This window comes from Pseudarthrobacter sp. 10T415 (assembly GCF_056394175.1).
The window spans coordinates 164,340-182,944 of sequence record NZ_JBFTHJ010000003.1; the positions used below are offsets into that span (position 1 = coordinate 164,340).

An 18,605-nucleotide genomic window follows, 5' to 3' on the forward strand; every position below is an offset into this window, starting at 1 on the left:
GGGCGCCGGAGGTGCAAGGATGGGAGGACCGGCACCAGCAAGAACAGCAAAGGGCGGACCATGGCCAAAGGCATCTACGTCAGCGCAACCACCCCGGGCTCGGGCAAGTCCCTTGTGGCCCTCGGCCTGGCGGACACCCTGCACCGGCACGCGGACCGGATCGGCTTCTTCAAGCCCGTGGTCCAGGGCCCGGTGGCCAGCGAGGACCCCATGGTCACCCTGATGAAATCCCGGTTCGCCCTGGAGGATGAACGCTGCCGCGGCGGCCTCACCTTCGAGGAAGTCCGGACGCTGCTGGCCGAGGGGCAGCGCGAAGAGATCGATGCCCGTTGCGTGGAAATCTTCGCCGACATTGCCCGGCACTGCGACGTGGTGATCGTGGAGGGGACGGACCTCACGGGCCAGGACGCCGCCGTCGAATTCGACCTCAACGCGCGCCTGGCCAACAACCTCGCGGCCCCCATCGTTGCCGTGGTGGGTGCCAAGGGGCGGACCGTCGCGGAGGCCGCCGCCGCCGTCGAGGTTGCCCGCAAGGAACTCGCCGCCGAGAAATGCTCGCTGCTGGCCATCCTGGTGAACCGGGCGGACCCGGACGACGTCGAGGATATCGCCGCCGCCATCAAGCCCGGCGCCTCAAAGCGTCCCGTCTATGTCCTGCCCGAGCTGGAGGAGATCGCCCGCCCCACCACCGGCGAGGTGGCCGCCGCGCTGGGTGTCCGGCAGATCGCGGGCCGGGCCGATATGGAGCGCGACGTAAGGGACATCAAGGTGGCCGCCATGAACGTGGGCAACTTCCTCAACGTCCTGGACGAGGGCGCCCTGGTGATCGTGCCGGGGGACCGGGCCGATGTGATGGTGGCGTGCCTGGCGTCCTCTTTCTCGCCGGAGTTCCCGGTGGCCTCCGCCCTCATCCTCACCGGCGGGCTCGCCCCGGACGCCAACATCTACCCGCTCCTGGCCCAGGCGCCCTTCCCCGTTTTTGCCGCCAGCGCGGACACCTACACCACCGCCCGGCGCGTGTCCGAGGTCCGCAGCGAGATCTGGTCCGGGCACCGCCGCAAGGTGGCCTCCGCGCTGGGCCTGTGGTCCCGGCGCGTGGACGAAGCCGAGCTGATGGAGCGGCTGCACCTGCCCCGGCCGGAACGGATGACCCCGCTGCGGTTCCTGCACGACCTCATCGAACGGGCAAGGGCCCAGCGTCGCCACGTGGTCCTGCCGGAGGGAACCGACGTCCGCATCCTGCGCGCCGCCGAGATCCTGCACCGCCGCGACGTCTGCGACCTCACGGTCCTCGGACCCGAAACAGACGTGCGCGAACTGGCGGCCTCCCGCGGCATCGACCTCACCGGGATCAACATCGTGGACCCGGCAACCTCTGAGCTGCGGCAGCAGTTCGCCGAAAAGTACGCCGAACTCCGCGCCCACAAGGGTGTCGACCTGGCCAAGGCGCTCGAAATCATGCAGGACGTCAGCTACTTCGGCACCATGATGGTCCAGCTGGGCGTAGTGGACGGCATGGTCTCCGGCGCAGCCCACACCACCGCCCACACCATCCGGCCGGCCCTGGAATTCGTGAAGACCCGGGACGGCGTGAAGATCGTCTCCTCGGTGTTCCTGATGCTCATGCCGGACCGGGTGCTGGTGTACGGCGACTGCGCAGTGAACCCGGACCCCAACGTGGAGCAGCTGGCGGACATCGCGCTCGCATCCGCGGAGACGGCGGCACAGTTCGGGGTGGAGCCGAGGGTGGCCATGCTCTCCTACTCCACCGGCGGCTCCGGTTCGGGCGAGGCCGTGGACGAGGTGCGGCAGGCCACCGAGCTGGTGCGGGAGCGCCGCCCGGAACTCGCCGTCGAAGGGCCCATCCAGTACGACGCCGCCGTGGACGCCTCCATCGCCGAATCCAAAATGCCCGGTTCATCCGTGGCAGGGCAGGCCACCGTGTTCATCTTCCCGGACCTGAACACCGGCAACAACACGTACAAGGCGGTGCAGCAGAGCTCCGGGGCTGTCGCCGTCGGGCCCGTCCTGCAGGGCCTGCGGAAGCCGGTCAACGACCTCTCCCGCGGCTGCACGGTGGAGGACATCGTCAACACGGTGGCCATCACCGCCATCCAGGCCCAGGCCTAGGGAAAGTACGACGACGGCACCCGGCTTTGGTGAAAAAGCCGGGTGCCGCCGTCGGGAGCGTTCGTTGTGCCTAGCTGTTGTCCGGCTTGGCGAGGCTGTCGTCGTCCTCTTCCTTTGCCGGCTCATCGGACAGCCCCTGCGGAGTCAGGTCCAGGCCCTCACGGTCCGCGGGCGCCTCGGGGGCGTCCCCGGTTTCGGCAGCCTTGAGGTCCCCGGTATCGTCCAGCGCCGGGTTGGCGCCCTCCACACCCGCAGGGTCCTTGGAACTGGAGCCCCCTTCAGACTCGCCCGGCTGAAGCGGCGCGGTGCTGCTGGATCCGGTGTTGGTGGGATCGTTCTCTTCGTTCGAAGTGGGGTCGTTCGTCATTGGGAAAGTCCTCTCGACGTGGTGCAGCCTGTCCGCCGACCATAGGCACAGCTGGGCTGCATGCGCAAGGAAACCCGCCTGTCAGTGCCGCCACCTATAGTGGGGGTTGAACTGCAGAAGCAAGCCCCAGGAGGCCCCGCATGCTCGTGCTCGTCATCAACTCCGGTTCGTCCTCGCTCAAATACCAGGTGCGCGATGTGGCCGCCGGGACGGTGCTGGCCGAGGGGCTGATCGAGAAGATCGGCATGGGCAACGGCGGTGACGGTGACGGCGAAATCGTGGGCCCGCGGGACCATGCTGAGGCGCTGGAACAGGTGGAAGCCGCCATCCATGGAGAGCTGGGTGACCTGGAACTCGGCGCCGTGGGCCACCGGGTGGTGCACGGCGGGGAGCGGTTCGCCGAACCGGTACTGATCGACAACGAGATCACCCGCGCCATCGAGCGGCTCAACCCGCTGGCACCCCTGCACAACCCCGCCAACGTCCTGGGCATCAGGGCCATCACCAGGAAGTGGCCGGACATGCCGCAGGTGGCCGTGTTCGACACCGCCTTCCACCGGACCCTTCCCGAACACGCCTGGCGCTACGCCGTCCCGGACGAGCTCTACACAAACCACGGCATCCGCCGGTACGGCTTCCACGGCACCTCGCACGAGTATGTAGCCCGCCGCGCTGCCGCGTTGCTGGACCTGCCCGTGGAGGAGTTCGACGCCGTCATCGCCCACCTGGGCAACGGCGCCTCCGTTACGGCGATCCAGGGCGGCCACTCCGTGGACACCTCAATGGGATTCACCCCGCTTGAAGGCCTGGTGATGGGGACCCGTTCCGGCGACCTGGACCCGTCCATCCTGGTGTTCCTGGGCCGCGCCGGCTGGACCCCCGAGGACCTGGACTCCATGCTCAACCGGGAGTCCGGGCTCAAGGGCCTGGCCGGCAACAACGACATGCGCTCCGTGGTGGAGGCCTCTGAGGACGGCGATGCCAAAGCCGCCATGGCGCTCGCTGTTACGTCCTACCGGCTGGCCAAGTACATTGGCGGCTACCACGTGGCCGTCGGCGGGGCCAAGGCGCTGGTGTTCACGGCGGGAATCGGCGAGAACTCCCACCAGTTCCGCGCGCTGGTCGCCGACCGCCTGGGTGCGCTCGGCATAGAGGTCGACGCCGGGCTGAATGCTGCCCGGTCCAAGGAACCGCGCGTTATTTCCACGCCGCAGTCCGCCATCCCCGTCCTGGTGGTTCCCACTGACGAGGAGCGCGCCATCGCTGAGGCGACTGCCGCCGTCGTAGGTTCCGGCCGGTAACGCCCCGATGCCGGACATCGCGCTGCCCATCCGAACGGGGCGCCTGGTCCTGCGGCGCTTCGAAGCCGGAGACCTGGAGGCCTTCCACGCCTACCACTCGCTGGCGGAGACCGCCCGGTTCCTGCCCGGGCCTGCCAAGAGCTACACCAAATCCATGGAGTCGGTGGGGAAATACGCCAACTTCGTCTACGAGAAGGAAGGCGACTGGCTCTGCCTGGCCATAGAAGCCGCGGGGGAGCCTGGCTTGCTGGGGGAAGTGGTGCTCAAGTGGCTTCCGGGCCGCGGCCAGGCGGAAGTGGGCTGGTCCATGGCGCCGCAGGCGCGCGGCAAGGGCTACGCCACCGAGGCGGCGGCAGCGGTCCTGGACCTTGGTTTCGGGGAGCTTGGCCTGCGCCGGATCGAAGCTCGGCTGGACGAACTCAACACCGCCTCGGCCGCGCTCTGCCAGCGACTGGGCATGCGGCTGGAGGGCCGCCACGTGGACAAATGGTTCTACAAGGATCAGTGGGCCACCGAAATGATTTACGCAGTGCTCGCTGACGAGTGGCGTGCCGGCGGGCGGAGGGCCGGAGATGTGCCAGCGTCAGCCGACAGGCCCGCCGCAACAGCCAGAGTTCCTACGCCCGGCCCTTGAGGATGAGGTTCCAGTAGACCTGCGGGAAGACGTCGCGGTCCACCACCCAGGACGCCTTGCTTTCGTTCCAGGTGGGGATTCGCGGAATGGTGGGCATGGGCCGGTACCTGTCGTCGAACTCGGCGAACACCACGGTGTCGCGTGAGACCGTGAACGGGCAGACCGAATAGCCGTTGTACTTCTGCGTGGGCTGCTTTCCCTTCCGGGCGGCCACCAGGTTCTTGGCCAGGACCTTGGTCTGTTTCCGCAGCGCCCCGCCGGACTTCGAATTGGTGGTGCCCGCGGCGTCCCCCAGGGACCAGACGTTGGGGTACCGCAGGTGGCGGAGGGTCTGCCGGTCCACCTCCACGAAACCGCCCTTGTCCGCCGGGGTGGGGAGGTCGGTGGCTTTCAGCCAGTCCGGCGCGGACTGCGGCGGCACCGCGTTGAGGACGTCGTACTGCAGGGTTTCCTGGCTGCCTGAGCGGAGGTTGCGGATCGTCGCCTCCCGGCGTGCTGCGTCCACGGACACCAGTTCGCTGTCCGTCCGCAGCTCAATGCCGTACTCGGCGATCTTCCGGTCCAGTTCGCGGTCCACCTCCGGCACGCCGAACACGGTGGGGTAGGGCTGCACCATCACCACGCGGATCTTGTCCAGGACGCCCTGTTGCCGCCAGTAGTCGCAGGCCAGGTACATGGGCTTCTGGCTGGCTCCGCCGCATTTGATGGGCCCGGTAGGCATGGTGAACACGGCCGTCCCGGAGGTCAGGCCGCTAAGGAGGGTCCAGGCTTTTGATGCGAGCTCGAACTCGTAGTGGGTGGTGCCGTGCGGCGAATGGACAGCATCAGCCAGGCCCGGCACGGCGTCCCAGTCGTACTGCAGCCCAGGGCAAACCACCAGCTGCCCGTACCCGACAGTTGAGCCGGATGCCAGCGTGACCGTGTTGGTGTTCGCGTCCACGTCCACGGCGGCATCCCGGATCCATTCGACGCCGGGCGGGATCACCGAGGCCTGGCTCCGGACGGCCTCCTTCGCCTGTGCGCGGCCGCCGGCAATGTGGGAAAACAATGGCTGGTAGAAGTGGTGGTCCTTGGGCTCGATGAGCGCCAGGTCCTTAACCCCGTACCGCTCCAGCCGCGCCGCCAGCGACACTCCCGCGTTGCCGCCGCCAATGATGACCACTTCATGCAAAGCGGCCACGGCGCTACTTCTTCTCGGTCAGTGCCGACGCCTTGTGCGCTGCCCGGGCGCCGGTCTTGTCCGACTCCACCACGTACTGCGGTTCATCCTTGCTGGCGCGGTGGGTGTTGCCGTCCAGTTCGAAGTCGCTGGTTTTCTTCTCCACGACCTTGCCGTGCGTCTTGCCCTGGGAGGTGTTCCACTCCACGTGCGTTCCCTTGCTGAGTGACATTGCTGCTCCTTCGGCTTCGTGCGGCGGAAAACAACTGCCCAACAATGGTAAGCATGGTGATCATTTCTGGATACCCGTCGAGGGGACGGCATCCAGGCGCGGGGGAGAAGGCGGGCGTACGACGGCGGCGTGGGGCCGACGTCGTACGCTCCGCTTCAGGAGGCCTACTTCAGCCCGGCCCCCGGCAGCAGTTCGGTAGCGCCCAGGGAGTCGGCGATGAAAGCGTAGTCCCACGCCCGTTCGCGCCACTGCACATACCGCCCGGAGGCGCCGCCGTGCCCGCCGTCCATCTCGATCTTCATGAGGATGGGCTCGGATCCGGTGGTGCGGTTCCGCAGTTCCTGTACCCACTTGGCGGGCTCCACGTAGAGGACGCGGGTGTCGTTGAAGGACGTCACGGCGGCGATCTTGGGGTAGGCCACGTCGCGCACGTTTTCGTAGGGCGAGTAGGACTTCATGTACGCGTACACATCGGCGTCGGTAATCGGGTTGCCCCATTCCTCCCACTCGAGGGCGGAGAGGGGCAGGTCCGGGTCCAGGATGCTGGTGAGCGGGTCCACAAACGGTACCTGGGCTACCACGGCCTTGTACTTTTCCGGCGCCATGTTGGCGATGGCTCCCATCAGCAGGCCGCCCGCTGAGCCGCCCAGCGCCGCGATCCGTGCAGGGTCCACCCATCCCGAACCGGCCAGCCAGTCGGTGGCGTCCACGAAGTCCGTGAAGGTGTTTTTCTTGGTGAGCTTCTTGCCGTCCTCGTACCAGTGCCGGCCCAGCTCACCGCCGCCGCGGATGTGGGCGATCACGAACACCACTCCGCGGTCCAGCAGCGAGAGCCGCGCGATCCCGAATCCGGGGTCCATGCTCAGCTCATAGGAACCGTACCCGTACACCAGGCCGGCCGCCGTCGAATCCTGCCTGATGCCCTTGTGGCGCAGGACGGACAGCGGGATGCGCGTGCCGTCCGCCGCCGTCGCCCATTCGCGGGTAGCTACGTAGTCGCTGCCGTCGTACCCGCCCAGGACGGGGCTTTCCTTGCGCAGCAGCAGCGCGCCGGAGGGCTGCTCCGCGGTGGGCAGGACGAAGTCGTAAATGCGCGACGGCGTGAAGTAGGACGTGTAGCCCAGCCGGATGACGGGTGCCTCATAGTCAGAGCCGCCCACCCCAGCGGTGTAGAGCTCCTCGTCAAACGCGGGTTCCACCGGGGCCTGCTGCGCCGGCGTGCCCAGCCCGGCCAGCCCCATCACCTGGACGCGCTCGATGGTGTCCTTGCGGATGGAGGCGATGAGGTGCGTGGAGGTGACGCTGGCACCGTTGACGCGGACGTCGTCGGAATGCTCGACGACGGTCTGCCAGGCCTGCTCAGCCAGCGGCTTTCCCAGCTCGGCGGGGTCCGCCAGGGAGACCATGGAGTTGATGGCGCCGCGGTTGTGGGTGAGCAGGATCTTCTCGGCCTTGGCGCCGTCCGGGCCTTCGAGCAGGAACGGCTCCGCCTCGTACAGGACGCGCTCGTCCCGCGAAATGACGGTGGTGACCTCCTGTGCGGGGTCGTCGAAGCGGAGCAGCCGGGTTTCGCTGTACTCGGAGCAGCCGATGCCCAGGACCAGGTAACGCCGGTCCGAGGAGAGCTCGAAACCGAGCCACATGGCGGTGTCGTCCTCCTGGTAGATCACCGTGTCCTCGCTGACCGGGGTGCCCAGGACGTGCGCCTTCACCTGGTACGGGCGCCACGAATCATCCACCACCGTGTAGAAGAGGCGGGAGCCGTCGGGCGAGAAGGAGACGCCGTAGAAGATGTTTTCAATGACGTCCGGGAGCAGTTCGCCGGTGCGGAGGTCCTTGATCCGGAGGGTGAAGCGTTCGTCGCCTGAGTTGTCCACGGCGTAGGCGTACAGGGTTCCGTCCACGGTCACGGCGGTGCCGCCCACGGAGAAGAACGGCTTGCCCTCGGCCTCAACGTTGCCGTCCAGCAGGACTTCTTCGCCGGGGATTTCGACGCCGGGCTCCACGGCCGGCGGGGTCCAGTCGGCGATCCTGTCATCGGTGTCGTGGGCGCGGACACGGCACTGGATGCCGTACTCCTTGCCCTCCACCGAGCGGCTGAAGTACCACCAGCCGTCCTTGCGGTGCGGAACCGAGAGGTCGGTTTCCTGGGTGCGGCCCTTGATCTCCTGGAAGATGGCTTCGCGCAGCGGCTCCTGGTGGGCGGTGACCGCTTCCTGGTAGGCGTTCTCGGCCTTCAGGTGCTCCACCACCTCGGCGGACTCCTTGTCCCGCAGCCACTCATAGTTGTCCACGTAGGTGTCCCCGTGGTGCGTCCTTTCGGTGGGCACCTTCTTGGCCACGGGCGGGGCGGCGGCGGACGCTGGCGTGCTGGCGGAGTTCTGCAGCGGAGTGGAGGTCATGGACTCAATATATAGACCGGGCACCCCGCCGTGGCCGGCGTTCGCTACCGGGGAAGAAACCCCGCTCGTTTCCCTACTTGATGGGGCGCCGAGATTTTCTGGACGCGGGAAAGGGCGGGGAGGGGAGTGGGAACCCGCGCTCACTTGTGGTGCCTAAAACCCCAACGTGCGCTCACTCGTGGTGCCTAAAACCCCAACGCCCGCTCACTCGTGGTGCCTGAGACCCCCAAGGCCCGCTCACTCTTCTGAAGAGAGTGAGCGGGCGTTGGGGTGGGAGCCGCCGGATGTGAGCGCGCGTGGGGGTGGGAGCCGCCGGATGTGAGCGGGCGTTGCAGGGAAGCTGGGGCCTGTCCGGGCGGGGGTGGCAGGCGTATCGTGTTCAGTTCAAGGCACCTAGCTCGGTACAGGCGCCGCCCAGCGTGAGAGGGGAAGATCCATGACCATCCCGCCAGTGCACGAACCTTCGCCGTTCCCGCCGGAGCCCGGCCCGGATCCGACATCGCCCGATCCCACGCAGCCCGGCCACCCCGGACCTCCGGCGCCCAGCCCGTTCCCCACCCCCGAGCCTCCCGGGCCGCTGCCTGTCCCAGACCCGGGGCCCGCACCCCTTCGCCCGGATCCCACGCGGGACTAGCCAGCCATCACGAACCCCATCGAAGGGCCCTCTGCAGATCTGGCGGAGGGCCCTTTGGCGTGCCCCGGTGCGTGCCCTGGCCGCCAAAAAATTTTCGCCGGACGGGCTTGCATACCTGTGCCGCTGGTGCTAAAAAATCTATATCAGCCACCATAGATCGGCTGAAAACTTACTCAGTGTTGGACCACCCTTATGAGGAGGAAGCCATGTTGATGCGAACCGATCCGTTCCGCGAGCTGGACAGGCTGGCCCAGCAGGTCCTCGGCACGGCAGCCCGTCCGGCAGCCATGCCGATGGACGCCTGGCGGGAGGACCATGACTTTGTGGTCGCCTTCGACCTTCCCGGAGTTTCGCCCGAGTCCGTGGACCTGGATGTTGAACGCAACGTGCTGACAGTACGCGCCGAACGCCCGGACCCTGCCGCCAACAACACCGAACTGATCGCCTCCGAACGGCCGCGCGGTGTCTTCAGCCGCCAGTTGATCCTTGGCGACACCCTGGACACGGAAAACGTGAAGGCCAGCTACGACGCCGGCGTCCTGACGTTGCGGATCCCGGTTGCCGAGAAGGCCAAGCCGCGCAAGATCGAAATCGAGATGAAGGGGGCCAAGCAGGAAATCGCAGCCTAGCCCCGCTGAAACTCGCTAAGGGATCGGGACGCCGGGCCTTTGTGTTGACTGCCTTCTTGGGCGATTCGCCACTTTGTGCACGCCACAGTGCCAGCCAGCGCACCGGCAGCTGTGCTCGCGCTTCCTGATACGGCGGCCCCCGGTTTCGGCCGGGGGCCGTCCAAGTTACCGGCGGGGATGCCTTGTGATGGGCGTCCCGGCGGGTGTAGAACGGGGATACCGGGAGGATCCGAACGCGTTGTATCTGCCAGTTTTGGGCGATTGCCACTATGGAACGCCACAGCGCCGGTAGCGCATCGGCAGTTGCGAGTGATCCCCTCCGAGACGGTGGCCCTCCACGTTAATGCAGGGGGGCCATCCGCTTGCCCGGGCCGGGTCAGGTACCGAGCTCCAGCATGAGCGCCGGCAGTTCGTCGGCGAGTTCGCGGGCCAGGAATCCGAGCGGTCCCATCCTGCTGGCCAGCCGGTCGGCCGCCGCCGCGTGCAGGTGCGTGCCCCAGCAGGCGGCCTGCGCGCCGGTGGTTCCGCGGGCCCGCACTCCGGCGATCGCCCCGGCCAGGACGTCCCCGCTGCCCGAGGTCCCCAGCCCGCCGTACCCCGTGGTGATCTTCCACAGCCCCGACTCCTCCGGGCCAACGCCCGGCGCCCGCGCGATCAGCCCCTGGCAGCTCACCACCGCGCCGAACCGGCGGGCGATTTCGGCCACGTCCGTTTCCAGGTCCTCAGTATCCCGGCCCAGCAGGATGCCGGCCTCGGTGGGGTTCGGGGTCAGGATCAGCCGGCCCCGCCACGGCCCTACCCGGTCCTCCAGCTCCGCGAGCGCGGCCAGCGCAAACGCGTCAAGGACGACCGCGGGACCTCCTTCCCGGCCGGACGCGCCGAGGCCTGCGCCGCCGTCGTCGGGCTTCCCGCCGGCTTGCCCGTCACCATCAGCGTCCCCTCCTGAAGTGCCGGCTGCCTCTTCGCGTGCCAGGAGGGCCTCAAGAAGCTCCCGTGCCAGGTCCGGATCATCGAGCCCGGGCCCCACCAGGATGGCGTCGGCCGAGTCCAGGTTGGCCGCCATCCGGTCCACGCCCTCCGCGGTGACCGAGCCGTCAACGGTTTCCGGCAGCCCGATGGCACCGCACTCGGGCAGGGCAATACCTACCTGGACCGCCACGGATTCGGCCACGGCGAGCGTCAGCTTCCCTGCGCCGGCACGCAGCGCGGCGGTGCCGGCCAGCAGCGCAGCGCCGGGGGTGGCGCGTGCACCGCCCACCACCAGTACCGAGCCGCGCGAATACTTGTCCTCGCCCGGGGAAGGCAGCCGCCAGTCCCGCAGCAGCGAGGGCGTCACCAGCTCGGGGCCGGAGTCACCGCGGGCGGACACTGGCATCTCCGGCATGTTCGGTGACTTCGACGCCCTGTTCGGCCAGGTGGTCAGCGACGTTGAAGCTCTCCAGCGTCCACGGCCCCGCACCGGACGGCCGCACATACCGGGTCATCGACGCGTTCAGCACCGAGGTACTGGCCGCGAGGTCCAGCAGCTCCTGCTCCGTCATGCCCTCCAGCAGGTAGCGGAAGAGCAGGATCACGGCGTCGTGGCAGACCAGCATCACCCGGTGCCCGGTGCCGAGGTTGTTCAGCTCGGCCAGCACGGAGCGGAGCCGGAGCGCCACATCAGCCCAGGACTCCCCGCCCGGCGGACGGTAGTACAGCTTCCCCTGCCAGGACCGCCGTTCGGCTTCCTCCGGGTAGCGCGTCTCAACGCCCACCCGGGTCAGCCGGTCCAGGATGCCCAGCTCACGGTCACGCAGCCGCTCGTCCACCTGCACCTTCACGGACCAGCCGGCAGTTCCCACGGCGATTTCCGCCGTCTGGTGTGCCCGGGCATAGGGGGAGGACACCACAGCGTCCGGCCGGTAGTCCTCGGCGATCCGGGCCAAAGCCGTCCCCAGTGCCGCAGCCTGGTCCTGGCCCACGTCAGAGAGGTTCACGTCGGCATCGCGTGCCGGGACCTCGATGATCTCCGCACCCGCCAGGTGGGCCTCGGTGGCGGCCACGTTGCCTTCGCTCTCGCCGTGCCGGATCAGCAGCAGTTCCACCGCGCCGGCTTCCTGCACCGCTTCCGTCAGTCCGTCGTCGTTCATGAAAATCACTCCCCGTCCGCGTCCGTGCCGAATCCGGAACACTACCAGCGGCCGTACCCACGGGGCCGGAAAGATAAACGGGCGGACGGGCGCGGCGGGGTGCCCCGGTGGCGGAGTCCAGGGTGCCCCGGCCGGCGTCGTGCGTCCTACCGCTCCGGGGTCAGCACCTTGGAGAACACCGTGGCGCCGTTGGCGTTCCGGAGGCTGGCGGTGAAACTGTTGTCCTCGCCCAGCTGGACGTGCCCGAAGAACTGGTTTTCGCCGTCGCGCGGTGATTCGCCCGGGAAGCGGCCTGCTTTGGCGAACACCACCTCGGGGCCGAAGGTGCCGTCCATGGAGTTGGGTCCGAACGAGCCCGCGGCGATGGGGCCGGCCACGAATTCCCAGAACGGGTCGAAATCGGTGAAGGCTGCGCGCTCGGGGGAGTAGTGGTGGGCCGCGCAGTAATGCACGTCGGCGGTCAGCCACACCACGTTCTTCACCCGGTTCTTCTTGAAGGCGCTCAGCACCCCGGCGATCTCGAGCTCGCGGCCCAGGGGAGCGCCGTCGTCGCGGTTGGCCAGGCTCTCCTGGTTCACCGCACCGTCCGGAACGATGATGCCCAGCGGCAGGTCCGCGGCAATGACCTTCCACGTGGCCTTGGACTTCGAGACCTCCCGGATCAGCCAGTCCACCTGCTCCTGACCCAGGATGTTGGTGGTGTACGCCTCCTTGCCGTCCGTGTTGGGGGATTTGAAGGTGCGCATGTCCAGGCAGAAGATGTCCAGCTGCGGGCCGCGGGAGATCTTCCGGTAGATGCGGGCCGGCTGGTACTGGCCGCCGTCGTCGAACGTGCCCGGGCGCCACAGCGCTGAACTGTCCGCGATGGGCATGTTTTCCTGCCAGGCCTGCCGGCCGCGGGCGGCGAGGGTGTTGACATCCCGGACCGTGTAGCGGGGATCGTCCAGGACCTCGCCGGGGTACCAGTTGTTGGTGGTTTCGTGATCGTCCCAATTGGCGATCACCGGGACGTCCGCGAACATGGCCCGCATGTTGGCGTCCATCATGTTGTAGCGGTGCCGGCCGCGGTATTCGGTGAGCGTCTCGGCCACCTTGGACACCTCCTCGGTGACCAGGTTCCGCCACACCTGCCCGTCCTTTTCCACCACGGTGTCGGTGAGCGGGCCGTCCGCGTACACGGTGTCGCCGGAGTGGATGAAGAAGTCCGGCCGGGTCTGGTGCATGGCCCGGTAGCCGAACATGCCGCCCACCTCCTCGTTGATGCCCCAGCCCTGGCCTGCGGTGTCGCCGGTCCAGACGAAGCTTTGCGCGTACGACGCCGGGACGTCGCCGCCGTTGCCCGTCCCGCCGGTGCGTCCCTTGCCGTTGACCGCGCCCCTGTCCGGTGCCGTGCGGAAGGTGCCGCGGGCGGACTCGCCGGTGGCGCCGCCGTCGTCCTCGAAACTGATCTCCAGGGCGAAGCGGGTGTTGGACGGGAGGTTGCCCGCGTGGATCTTCGCGGTGAAGTCGGACGCCTGGGTGGCCCGGGGCCCGCGGATGACCCGCTCGAAGGCGCCCCGACCGCGCAGGACCGCGCCGCCGTCGTCCACTGCCCGCAGCACCGCCGTCATGCGGCCAGCCTCCGAGGACCGGGACCACAGGACGGCCGAATCCGAGGTGACGTCCCCGGTGGCGATGCCGCTGGGGAGCGTGAGCCGGTTGCGGACCAGGGCCACGCCGGCCGGTGACCGGGTGGGTGCGGCGGGCGTGGCTGTGTTGGCGGCGTTCGCTGCGGCCGGGGCGGAGGCAAGTGCGGCGGCGAGCACGGAGCCCTTGACGATGGTGCGGCGCGAGATGTCAGTCATGCCCTCCACCCTTCAGGCGCCGTGCACACAGGTCTTTTCGGCAGGGTGAACTGCGGGTAAGCCCGGGTTGAACAGCGCCCTGACTACTGCGTCGCGAGCTCGCCGATCCGGCCCTCCCGCAGGGCTGCACCCACCGCCGCGATGCCGCCGTAATCCGGGAACAGCACCGACTGCCCGGCAATGAACCCGGACCCCGCCGTCGGAAGCGTCATGCTGCGGATTGCGTTGGCATCCAGGTTCCGCAGGCTGTAGGCCAGGATGGCGGCCTGGATCGGGTCGAAGCCCTTGTCCACGGTGAGGCAGCAGGAGGCGAACTCCACGAGGGACCGCACGGCCGTGACGTCGTTCAGCGCCCCGCCGGCGGTGAGGCGGGCCAGGATGGCGCGGAGCATGATCTGCTGGTCGCGGACCCGCTGGAAGTCGCCGTCGGAGAAGGCGTACCGCTCCCGGGAGAACTCCAGCGCCGCCTGGCCGTCCAGGTGGTTCATGCCGGCGGGGAACACATGCTGGGTCTCGATGGTGGACTGGAACGCGATGGGCACGTTGACGTCGATGCCGCCCAGGCCGTCCACCAGGAGCTTGAACCCGCCGAAGTCCAGCATCAGGGTGTGGTTGATGGTGATTCCCAGCAGCTCCTGGACGGCGGCGGTCTGCATGTCGATGCCGCCGTATTCCAACCCGGCGTTGATTTTGGCGCCACCGTAGCCGGGGATGTTCACCCACGTGTCGCGGTTGATCGAGATGAGGTAGAGCGTGCTGCGGTCAGCGGGGACGTGCACCACCATCAGGGTGTCCGCCCGGTGGTCCTGCGCTTCGCCGGTGGCTGCCGTGTGCGCGGCGGCATCTTTTGCTGGTGTGCCGCCGCGGATGTCGCTGCCGATCACCAGGACGTTCATGGCCCCGGGAGGCAGTTCCGCGATGGGCGGGGGCGGCGGAGGAGCTGCCGGCGCCGGTGGCGGGGGCGTTTCGGACGGGGTCTCCGACGGCGTGGGGGTGGTGGTTTCGCTTTGGGTCGCTGTGCCCTGGGCGGCCGGCGGCGTGACGGTGCCGGCGCGGTTGAGGCTGATGACGGCCACGACGGCAGCAGCCACCAGGACCAGGGCCAGCAGCGCGGCGATCCAGCGGCGGCGGCCGTGCGCCACCAGCCAGCGCCCGTGCGTGTGGGCGCCCGGGGAAGCGGGTCCCGCAGGACCGGATGGGTCCGAACCGCCTGGTGTGCTCATAGTGGCCCCTCACCTCACCGTGACTGTGGTGGGATCAGTGTCCGCCCGCCGGTGCCCGGTTGGCTACTGCCGTGGCCAAACTGTCACCTGCACGGTGGTCACGGGCCGGACACCGCCGGGTGCCGCCGTCGTGATGGCACCGAGTTGAGGCGGGCATGCCGCAGGATGGACACGATGGCGGGGGCCAGCTCGTCCTCCATCTGCCGGTACACCTCGGGGGAGCGCCGGTAGGGGTCAATGATGTCGTTCTCCGCGGAATCCGCCGGCAGGGCCAGGTGCCGGACGCCTGCGGCACGGGCCGGGAGGCTCCGCCAGTACGCGGTGTTCGCGGCCAGCGGGTCGGCGTCACCGGGATCCTCGGCGGGGGCGTCCGTGGCGCGGCCGTCCAGCACGTCGAGCATCCGGGCGAACTCGCGGATGGTGAACGTCCGTTTCAGCATGGACGCGTCCTGCTGCAGCACCTCGCCGCGGTGGCCGGAAGTCATGGTGAGCACCAGGTCCACCCCGCGAAGGATCTTGGAGTTGAGCTGCCGAGCCTCGAAGCCGTCCGGGTCCCCGCCGTAGGTCCGCACGATGTCCGCCGAAATCGGCTGCATGGGATCGCCCACCATGGCCCTGGTTCCGGCGCTGGCCACCTCGAACCCGCCGGGCACCACCTGGTTGAGTCCTGTCTGCAGCAGCCTCTCGGCCACGGGCGAGCGGCAGATGTTGCCGGTGCAGACGGTCAGGATTCTTACTGGTGCGGGGATATCCAAGGGAAGTTACTCTTTCCAGCCGGTGCCGGGACCGTACAGTCCGTGCCTCTCAACTTAACACGCACACGCCCGACGGCGGCCGCCCCACCCCGCACGCGAGCTCACCTTTGGTTGCTTGGGAGCTGACGCGCTCACCTCGCGCTGGAATGGTGGGCGCGCGTTTCGGTGAGAGCCGCCGGAAGTGAGCGTGCGTTTCGGTGGTGGGGGGTCAGAAGCCGGCCAGGAGTTCCTTCATCTCCGCGATCTCGGCTTCCTGGGCTTTGATGATGTCGCGGGCCAGCTGGATGGTCTGCGGGTACTTGCCGGAGCTGATCTCCTGCCGGGCCATGTCGATGGCGCCCTCGTGGTGCCCGGTCATCTGCTGGAGGAAGAGCCTGGCCGCTTCGGTGCCCTGCGCGGCCTTGAGTTTGGCGATGCCGTCCCCGTCCACCATGCCGCCCATCCCGTGGCCGGACTGGTCGCTCATCATGGTGGGCACGTTCCAGCCCTCCAGCCAGCCGGTCATGAGTTTGATTTCCGGCGTCTGCGCGTCCCTGATCCGGGTGGCGAGCGAGGCCACCGGGGCGGGCGTATCCTGCTTGGCCAGCATGATGCCGCTCATCTCCACGGCCTGCTGGTGGTGCGGAATCATCATCTGGGAAAACATGATGTCGGCCTGGTTATGGTCGGAGTTTGCGTCCGGCATCATGCTGGACATCGGTGCGGAGCTGCCGTGGTTCATGGGCATGGTGTTTCCACCGGAGCTTCCCGAACCGGCGGCGCAGCCTGCCAGGCCAAGGGAGGCTGTGAGGGCAACGGCGAGCATCAGGGTTTTGGTCTTGGTGGTCATGGTTGAACGTCCTTCAGGAAAGTAGCTGGCAATGGAGTGTTTGTGGATGTGGCGGTGTCAGCGCACATCGGCGGGGTTGAGTTTGAGCCGCCGCAGCAGCTGGGCGTTCAGCGCCACCACGATGGTGGAGGCGCTCATCAGGACGGCGCCGGCGGCCGGCGAGAGGACCACCCCGGCGAATGCGAGCACCCCGGCGGCCAGCGGCACGGACAGGACGTTGTAGCCGGTGGCCCACACCAGGTTCTGCCACATCTTGCGGTAGCTTGCCCGGGACAGGTCCACCATGGACAGCACGGCACGCGGATCGTTGCCGGACAGCACCACGCCGGCGGATTCCATCGCCACATCCGTCCCGGCGCCGATGGCGATGCCCACCTCGGCGCGGGCCAAAGCGGGGGAGTCGTTCACGCCGTCGCCCACCATGGCCACCTTCAGCCCGCGGCCCTGCAGCTCCGCCACTTTTTTGTCCTTGTCCGCCGGCAGCACCTCGGCAAACACCTCGTCGATCTTCAGGTCCGCGGCCACGGCCTGCGCCACCTGGCGCGCGTCGCCCGTGATCATGGCCACCTTGACGCCGCGGTTCTGCAGCGCCGCCACCGCCTGCCGGGACTCCGGCCGCACCGCATCCTCCAGGCTCACGGCACCCAGGACACGGCCGCCGTCGAGCACGTGCAGGACGGACGCGCCGCGCTCCCGCCAGCTGCGCGTGGCCTCAGCCAGGCCGGAAGGTTCGACGACGCCAAGCTCGCGAAGGAGCGCGGGTCCGCCCACGTGCAGCGGACGGCCGTCCACGGTTGCCTGCACGCCGCGGCCCGCCAGTGCCGAAAACCCGGACGCGGCAGGAACGGTGAGGCTACGGCTCCGCGCAGCACGGACGATGGCCCGGGCTGCGGGATGCTCGCTGTCGGATTCGACAGCGGCGGCCAGGGACAGCAGGCCGTCAGCATCCAGGGTCCCGGTTGTGGCGATGTCCCGGAGCTCGGGTTCGCCCCTGGTGAGGGTGCCTGTCTTGTCGAAGAGGACCACGTCGATGGTCCGCATGCGCTCCAGGGCCATCCGGTTCTTGATCAGCACCCCTGCGCGGGCAGCCTGTTCGGTGGAGATCGCGATCACCAGCGGAATGGCCAGGCCCAGGGCGTGCGGGCAGGCGATCACCAGCACCGTCACCGTCCGGGTGACCGCTTCCGGCACGCTGCCCAGCAGGGTCCAGGCGATGAACGTGAGCACACCCGCTCCGGCGGCGAAATAGAAGAGGAAGGCAGCGGCGCGGTCGGCCAGTGCCTGGGCACGGGAGGACGATGCCTGTGCCTCGGCCACCAGCCGCTGGATGCCGGCCAGGGCGGTATCGTCGCCCACTGCTGTGACGAGGACGCGCACCCCGGAGTCCGTGGCCACGGTGCCGGCCACCACGGCGTCACCGGGCCCGCGCGGAACGGTCTTGGATTCGCCCGTGATCATGGATTCGTCGAACTCGGCGCGGCCCTCCGCAACCGTGCCGTCGGCGGGCATCCGGGCGCCGGGGCGGACCAGGACGAGGTCGCCGGGCCTCAGCCCGGACACGGGTACTGTCTCGGTGCCGGAGGCTGTGACGCGTTCGGCGTCGTCCGGCAGCAGCGCGGCGAGGGCGTCCAGCGCTCCCTGTGCCGATCCGAGGGCGCGCATCTCGATCCAGTGGCCCAGCAGCATAATGGCCACCAGGAGCGCCAGCTCCCACCAGAAATCGAGGTCGAAGCCGCCCAGGCCCAGGCTGGTGACCCAGGAGGCGGCGAACGCCACCGTGATGGCCATGGCGATCAGCAGCATCATGCCGGGCTGGCGGTCCTTCAGTTCCTGCAGGCCGCCTTTGAGGAACGGCTGGCCGCCGTACAGGAATATAACGGTTCCCAATACAGGCGGGATCCAGGCGGAGCCCGGGAACACGGGCGCCATGTAGCCCAGGAGGTGGCCCACCATGGGGCTGAAGTAGACCACGGGAAGAGATAAGGCCAGCGTGAGCCAGAACCTGTTCTTGAACATGGCGGTGCTGTGCCCGGCGTGCTGGCCGGACGTGTGCACGGTGTGGCCGTCATCGTGGTGCATGTGGGCGCCGTGCTGCAGGGGTGCCGCGGTGTGCGCGTGGCCGGGAGCGTGGCCCTGCCCGGCAGGGGCGGCAGCAGCCGGAGCGTCGGTGACCCCGCCCGCGGACTGGCGGCCGCCGTCGTGATGGTGATGGGAATGGTCTTGCATGGGAGTCAGGTCCGTTTCTTGGCGAAGGAAGAATCCTTGTGGACAAGCAGGCGCTGGGGTTGAACGGCTGTGAAAGCGGGGCGCTTGGAAACGCCGGCCGGGACATACCAC

The 18,605-nt window shown here is 68.5% G+C and carries 15 protein-coding genes; 4 read left to right on the forward strand and 11 right to left on the reverse strand.

Annotation, left to right across the window (positions count from 1 at the left end):
* The first annotated feature begins 60 nt into the window (after positions 1-60).
* Positions 61-2,130 carry a phosphate acetyltransferase gene (gene pta / locus AC1DBN_RS06395; RefSeq protein WP_477722797.1) on the forward strand — a complete coding sequence of 690 codons (2,070 nt, stop codon included), beginning with the start codon at positions 61-63 and terminating at the stop codon, positions 2,128-2,130.
* Positions 2,131-2,200: 70 nt separating this feature from the next.
* Here pta and AC1DBN_RS06400 read toward each other — a convergent pair whose 3' ends face one another.
* Positions 2,201-2,497, reverse strand: a complete 297-nt coding sequence (locus tag AC1DBN_RS06400) for a hypothetical protein (RefSeq protein ID WP_477722798.1) — start codon at positions 2,495-2,497, stop codon at positions 2,201-2,203.
* A 140-nt stretch (positions 2,498-2,637) separates the two neighbouring features.
* On the opposite strand from AC1DBN_RS06400, the gene AC1DBN_RS06405 reads away from it, so the two are divergent.
* The gene (locus tag AC1DBN_RS06405) at positions 2,638-3,798 is read left to right on the forward strand and encodes an acetate kinase (RefSeq protein WP_477722799.1); all 1,161 of its coding nucleotides are present in this window, start codon (positions 2,638-2,640) and stop codon (positions 3,796-3,798) included.
* Positions 3,799-3,805: 7 nt separating this feature from the next.
* Entirely contained in the window at positions 3,806-4,432 is a 627-nt protein-coding gene (locus AC1DBN_RS06410; RefSeq protein ID WP_314214422.1) for a GNAT family N-acetyltransferase, read from the forward strand.
* On the opposite strand, the gene AC1DBN_RS06415 is transcribed toward AC1DBN_RS06410, so the two are convergent.
* The 3 genes from AC1DBN_RS06415 to AC1DBN_RS06425 all read right to left on the reverse strand — a co-directional run bounded on the left by AC1DBN_RS06415 (position 4,416) and on the right by AC1DBN_RS06425 (position 8,225).
* Positions 4,416-5,612 (reverse strand): NAD(P)/FAD-dependent oxidoreductase, encoded by a 1,197-nt coding sequence (locus AC1DBN_RS06415; RefSeq protein ID WP_314214421.1) that lies wholly within the window; start codon positions 5,610-5,612, stop codon positions 4,416-4,418. The genes AC1DBN_RS06410 and AC1DBN_RS06415 overlap by 17 nt on opposite strands.
* Positions 5,613-5,616: 4 nt before the next feature.
* Positions 5,617-5,823 (reverse strand): hypervirulence associated TUDOR domain-containing protein, encoded by a 207-nt coding sequence (locus tag AC1DBN_RS06420; RefSeq protein ID WP_091722674.1) that lies wholly within the window; start codon positions 5,821-5,823, stop codon positions 5,617-5,619.
* A gap of 164 nt (positions 5,824-5,987) precedes the next feature.
* The gene (locus tag AC1DBN_RS06425) at positions 5,988-8,225 is read right to left on the reverse strand and encodes a S9 family peptidase (protein WP_477722800.1); all 2,238 of its coding nucleotides are present in this window, start codon (positions 8,223-8,225) and stop codon (positions 5,988-5,990) included.
* A gap of 840 nt (positions 8,226-9,065) precedes the next feature.
* On the opposite strand from AC1DBN_RS06425, the gene AC1DBN_RS06430 reads away from it, so the two are divergent.
* The gene (locus tag AC1DBN_RS06430; protein WP_056076127.1) at positions 9,066-9,488 is read left to right on the forward strand and encodes an Hsp20/alpha crystallin family protein; all 423 of its coding nucleotides are present in this window, start codon (positions 9,066-9,068) and stop codon (positions 9,486-9,488) included.
* Positions 9,489-9,864: 376 nt separating this feature from the next.
* Here the strand turns inward: AC1DBN_RS06430 and AC1DBN_RS06435 are convergent, their stop codons facing one another.
* The 7 genes from AC1DBN_RS06435 to AC1DBN_RS06465 all read right to left on the reverse strand — a co-directional run bounded on the left by AC1DBN_RS06435 (position 9,865) and on the right by AC1DBN_RS06465 (position 18,494).
* A complete protein-coding gene (locus AC1DBN_RS06435) occupies positions 9,865-10,863 on the reverse strand; it encodes an ADP-dependent NAD(P)H-hydrate dehydratase (RefSeq protein WP_477722921.1) in 999 nt (332 codons plus the stop codon).
* A complete protein-coding gene (locus tag AC1DBN_RS06440) occupies positions 10,841-11,617 on the reverse strand; it encodes a histidine phosphatase family protein (RefSeq protein WP_200937682.1) in 777 nt (258 codons plus the stop codon). Before AC1DBN_RS06440 ends, AC1DBN_RS06435 begins: the two co-directional genes overlap by 23 nt.
* A 146-nt stretch (positions 11,618-11,763) precedes the next feature.
* Positions 11,764-13,461, reverse strand: a complete 1,698-nt coding sequence (locus AC1DBN_RS06445) for an alkaline phosphatase D family protein (protein ID WP_477722801.1) — start codon at positions 13,459-13,461, stop codon at positions 11,764-11,766.
* Positions 13,462-13,544: 83 nt separating this feature from the next.
* Entirely contained in the window at positions 13,545-14,684 is a 1,140-nt protein-coding gene (locus AC1DBN_RS06450) for an LCP family protein (protein WP_477722802.1), read from the reverse strand.
* A 98-nt stretch (positions 14,685-14,782) separates the two neighbouring features.
* Positions 14,783-15,439, reverse strand: coding sequence for an arsenate reductase/protein-tyrosine-phosphatase family protein (locus AC1DBN_RS06455; protein WP_056076116.1), 657 nt, complete (start codon positions 15,437-15,439; stop codon positions 14,783-14,785).
* A 208-nt stretch (positions 15,440-15,647) separates the two neighbouring features.
* On the reverse strand, positions 15,648-16,268 hold the full coding sequence (locus AC1DBN_RS06460; RefSeq protein ID WP_091722665.1) for a DUF305 domain-containing protein: 621 nt from the start codon (positions 16,266-16,268) through the stop codon (positions 15,648-15,650).
* Positions 16,269-16,325: 57 nt separating this feature from the next.
* On the reverse strand, positions 16,326-18,494 hold the full coding sequence (locus tag AC1DBN_RS06465; protein WP_477722803.1) for a heavy metal translocating P-type ATPase: 2,169 nt from the start codon (positions 18,492-18,494) through the stop codon (positions 16,326-16,328).
* Between the last annotated feature and the right edge of the window lie 111 nt (positions 18,495-18,605).

Coding starts and splice junctions, on each gene's coding strand:
- pta (WP_477722797.1), top strand. CDS start 61: ATGGCCAAAGGCATCTACGTCAGCGCAACCACCCCGGGCTCGGGCAAG.
- AC1DBN_RS06400 (WP_477722798.1), bottom strand. CDS start 2,497: ATGACGAACGACCCCACTTCGAACGAAGAGAACGATCCCACCAACACC.
- AC1DBN_RS06405 (WP_477722799.1), top strand. CDS start 2,638: ATGCTCGTGCTCGTCATCAACTCCGGTTCGTCCTCGCTCAAATACCAG.
- AC1DBN_RS06410 (WP_314214422.1), top strand. CDS start 3,806: ATGCCGGACATCGCGCTGCCCATCCGAACGGGGCGCCTGGTCCTGCGG.
- AC1DBN_RS06420 (WP_091722674.1), bottom strand. CDS start 5,823: ATGTCACTCAGCAAGGGAACGCACGTGGAGTGGAACACCTCCCAGGGC.
- AC1DBN_RS06425 (WP_477722800.1), bottom strand. CDS start 8,225: ATGACCTCCACTCCGCTGCAGAACTCCGCCAGCACGCCAGCGTCCGCC.
- AC1DBN_RS06430 (WP_056076127.1), top strand. CDS start 9,066: ATGTTGATGCGAACCGATCCGTTCCGCGAGCTGGACAGGCTGGCCCAG.
- AC1DBN_RS06435 (WP_477722921.1), bottom strand. CDS start 10,863: ATGCCAGTGTCCGCCCGCGGTGACTCCGGCCCCGAGCTGGTGACGCCC.
- AC1DBN_RS06440 (WP_200937682.1), bottom strand. CDS start 11,617: ATGAACGACGACGGACTGACGGAAGCGGTGCAGGAAGCCGGCGCGGTG.
- AC1DBN_RS06445 (WP_477722801.1), bottom strand. CDS start 13,461: ATGACTGACATCTCGCGCCGCACCATCGTCAAGGGCTCCGTGCTCGCC.
- AC1DBN_RS06450 (WP_477722802.1), bottom strand. CDS start 14,684: ATGAGCACACCAGGCGGTTCGGACCCATCCGGTCCTGCGGGACCCGCT.
- AC1DBN_RS06460 (WP_091722665.1), bottom strand. CDS start 16,268: ATGACCACCAAGACCAAAACCCTGATGCTCGCCGTTGCCCTCACAGCC.
- AC1DBN_RS06465 (WP_477722803.1), bottom strand. CDS start 18,494: ATGCAAGACCATTCCCATCACCATCACGACGGCGGCCGCCAGTCCGCG.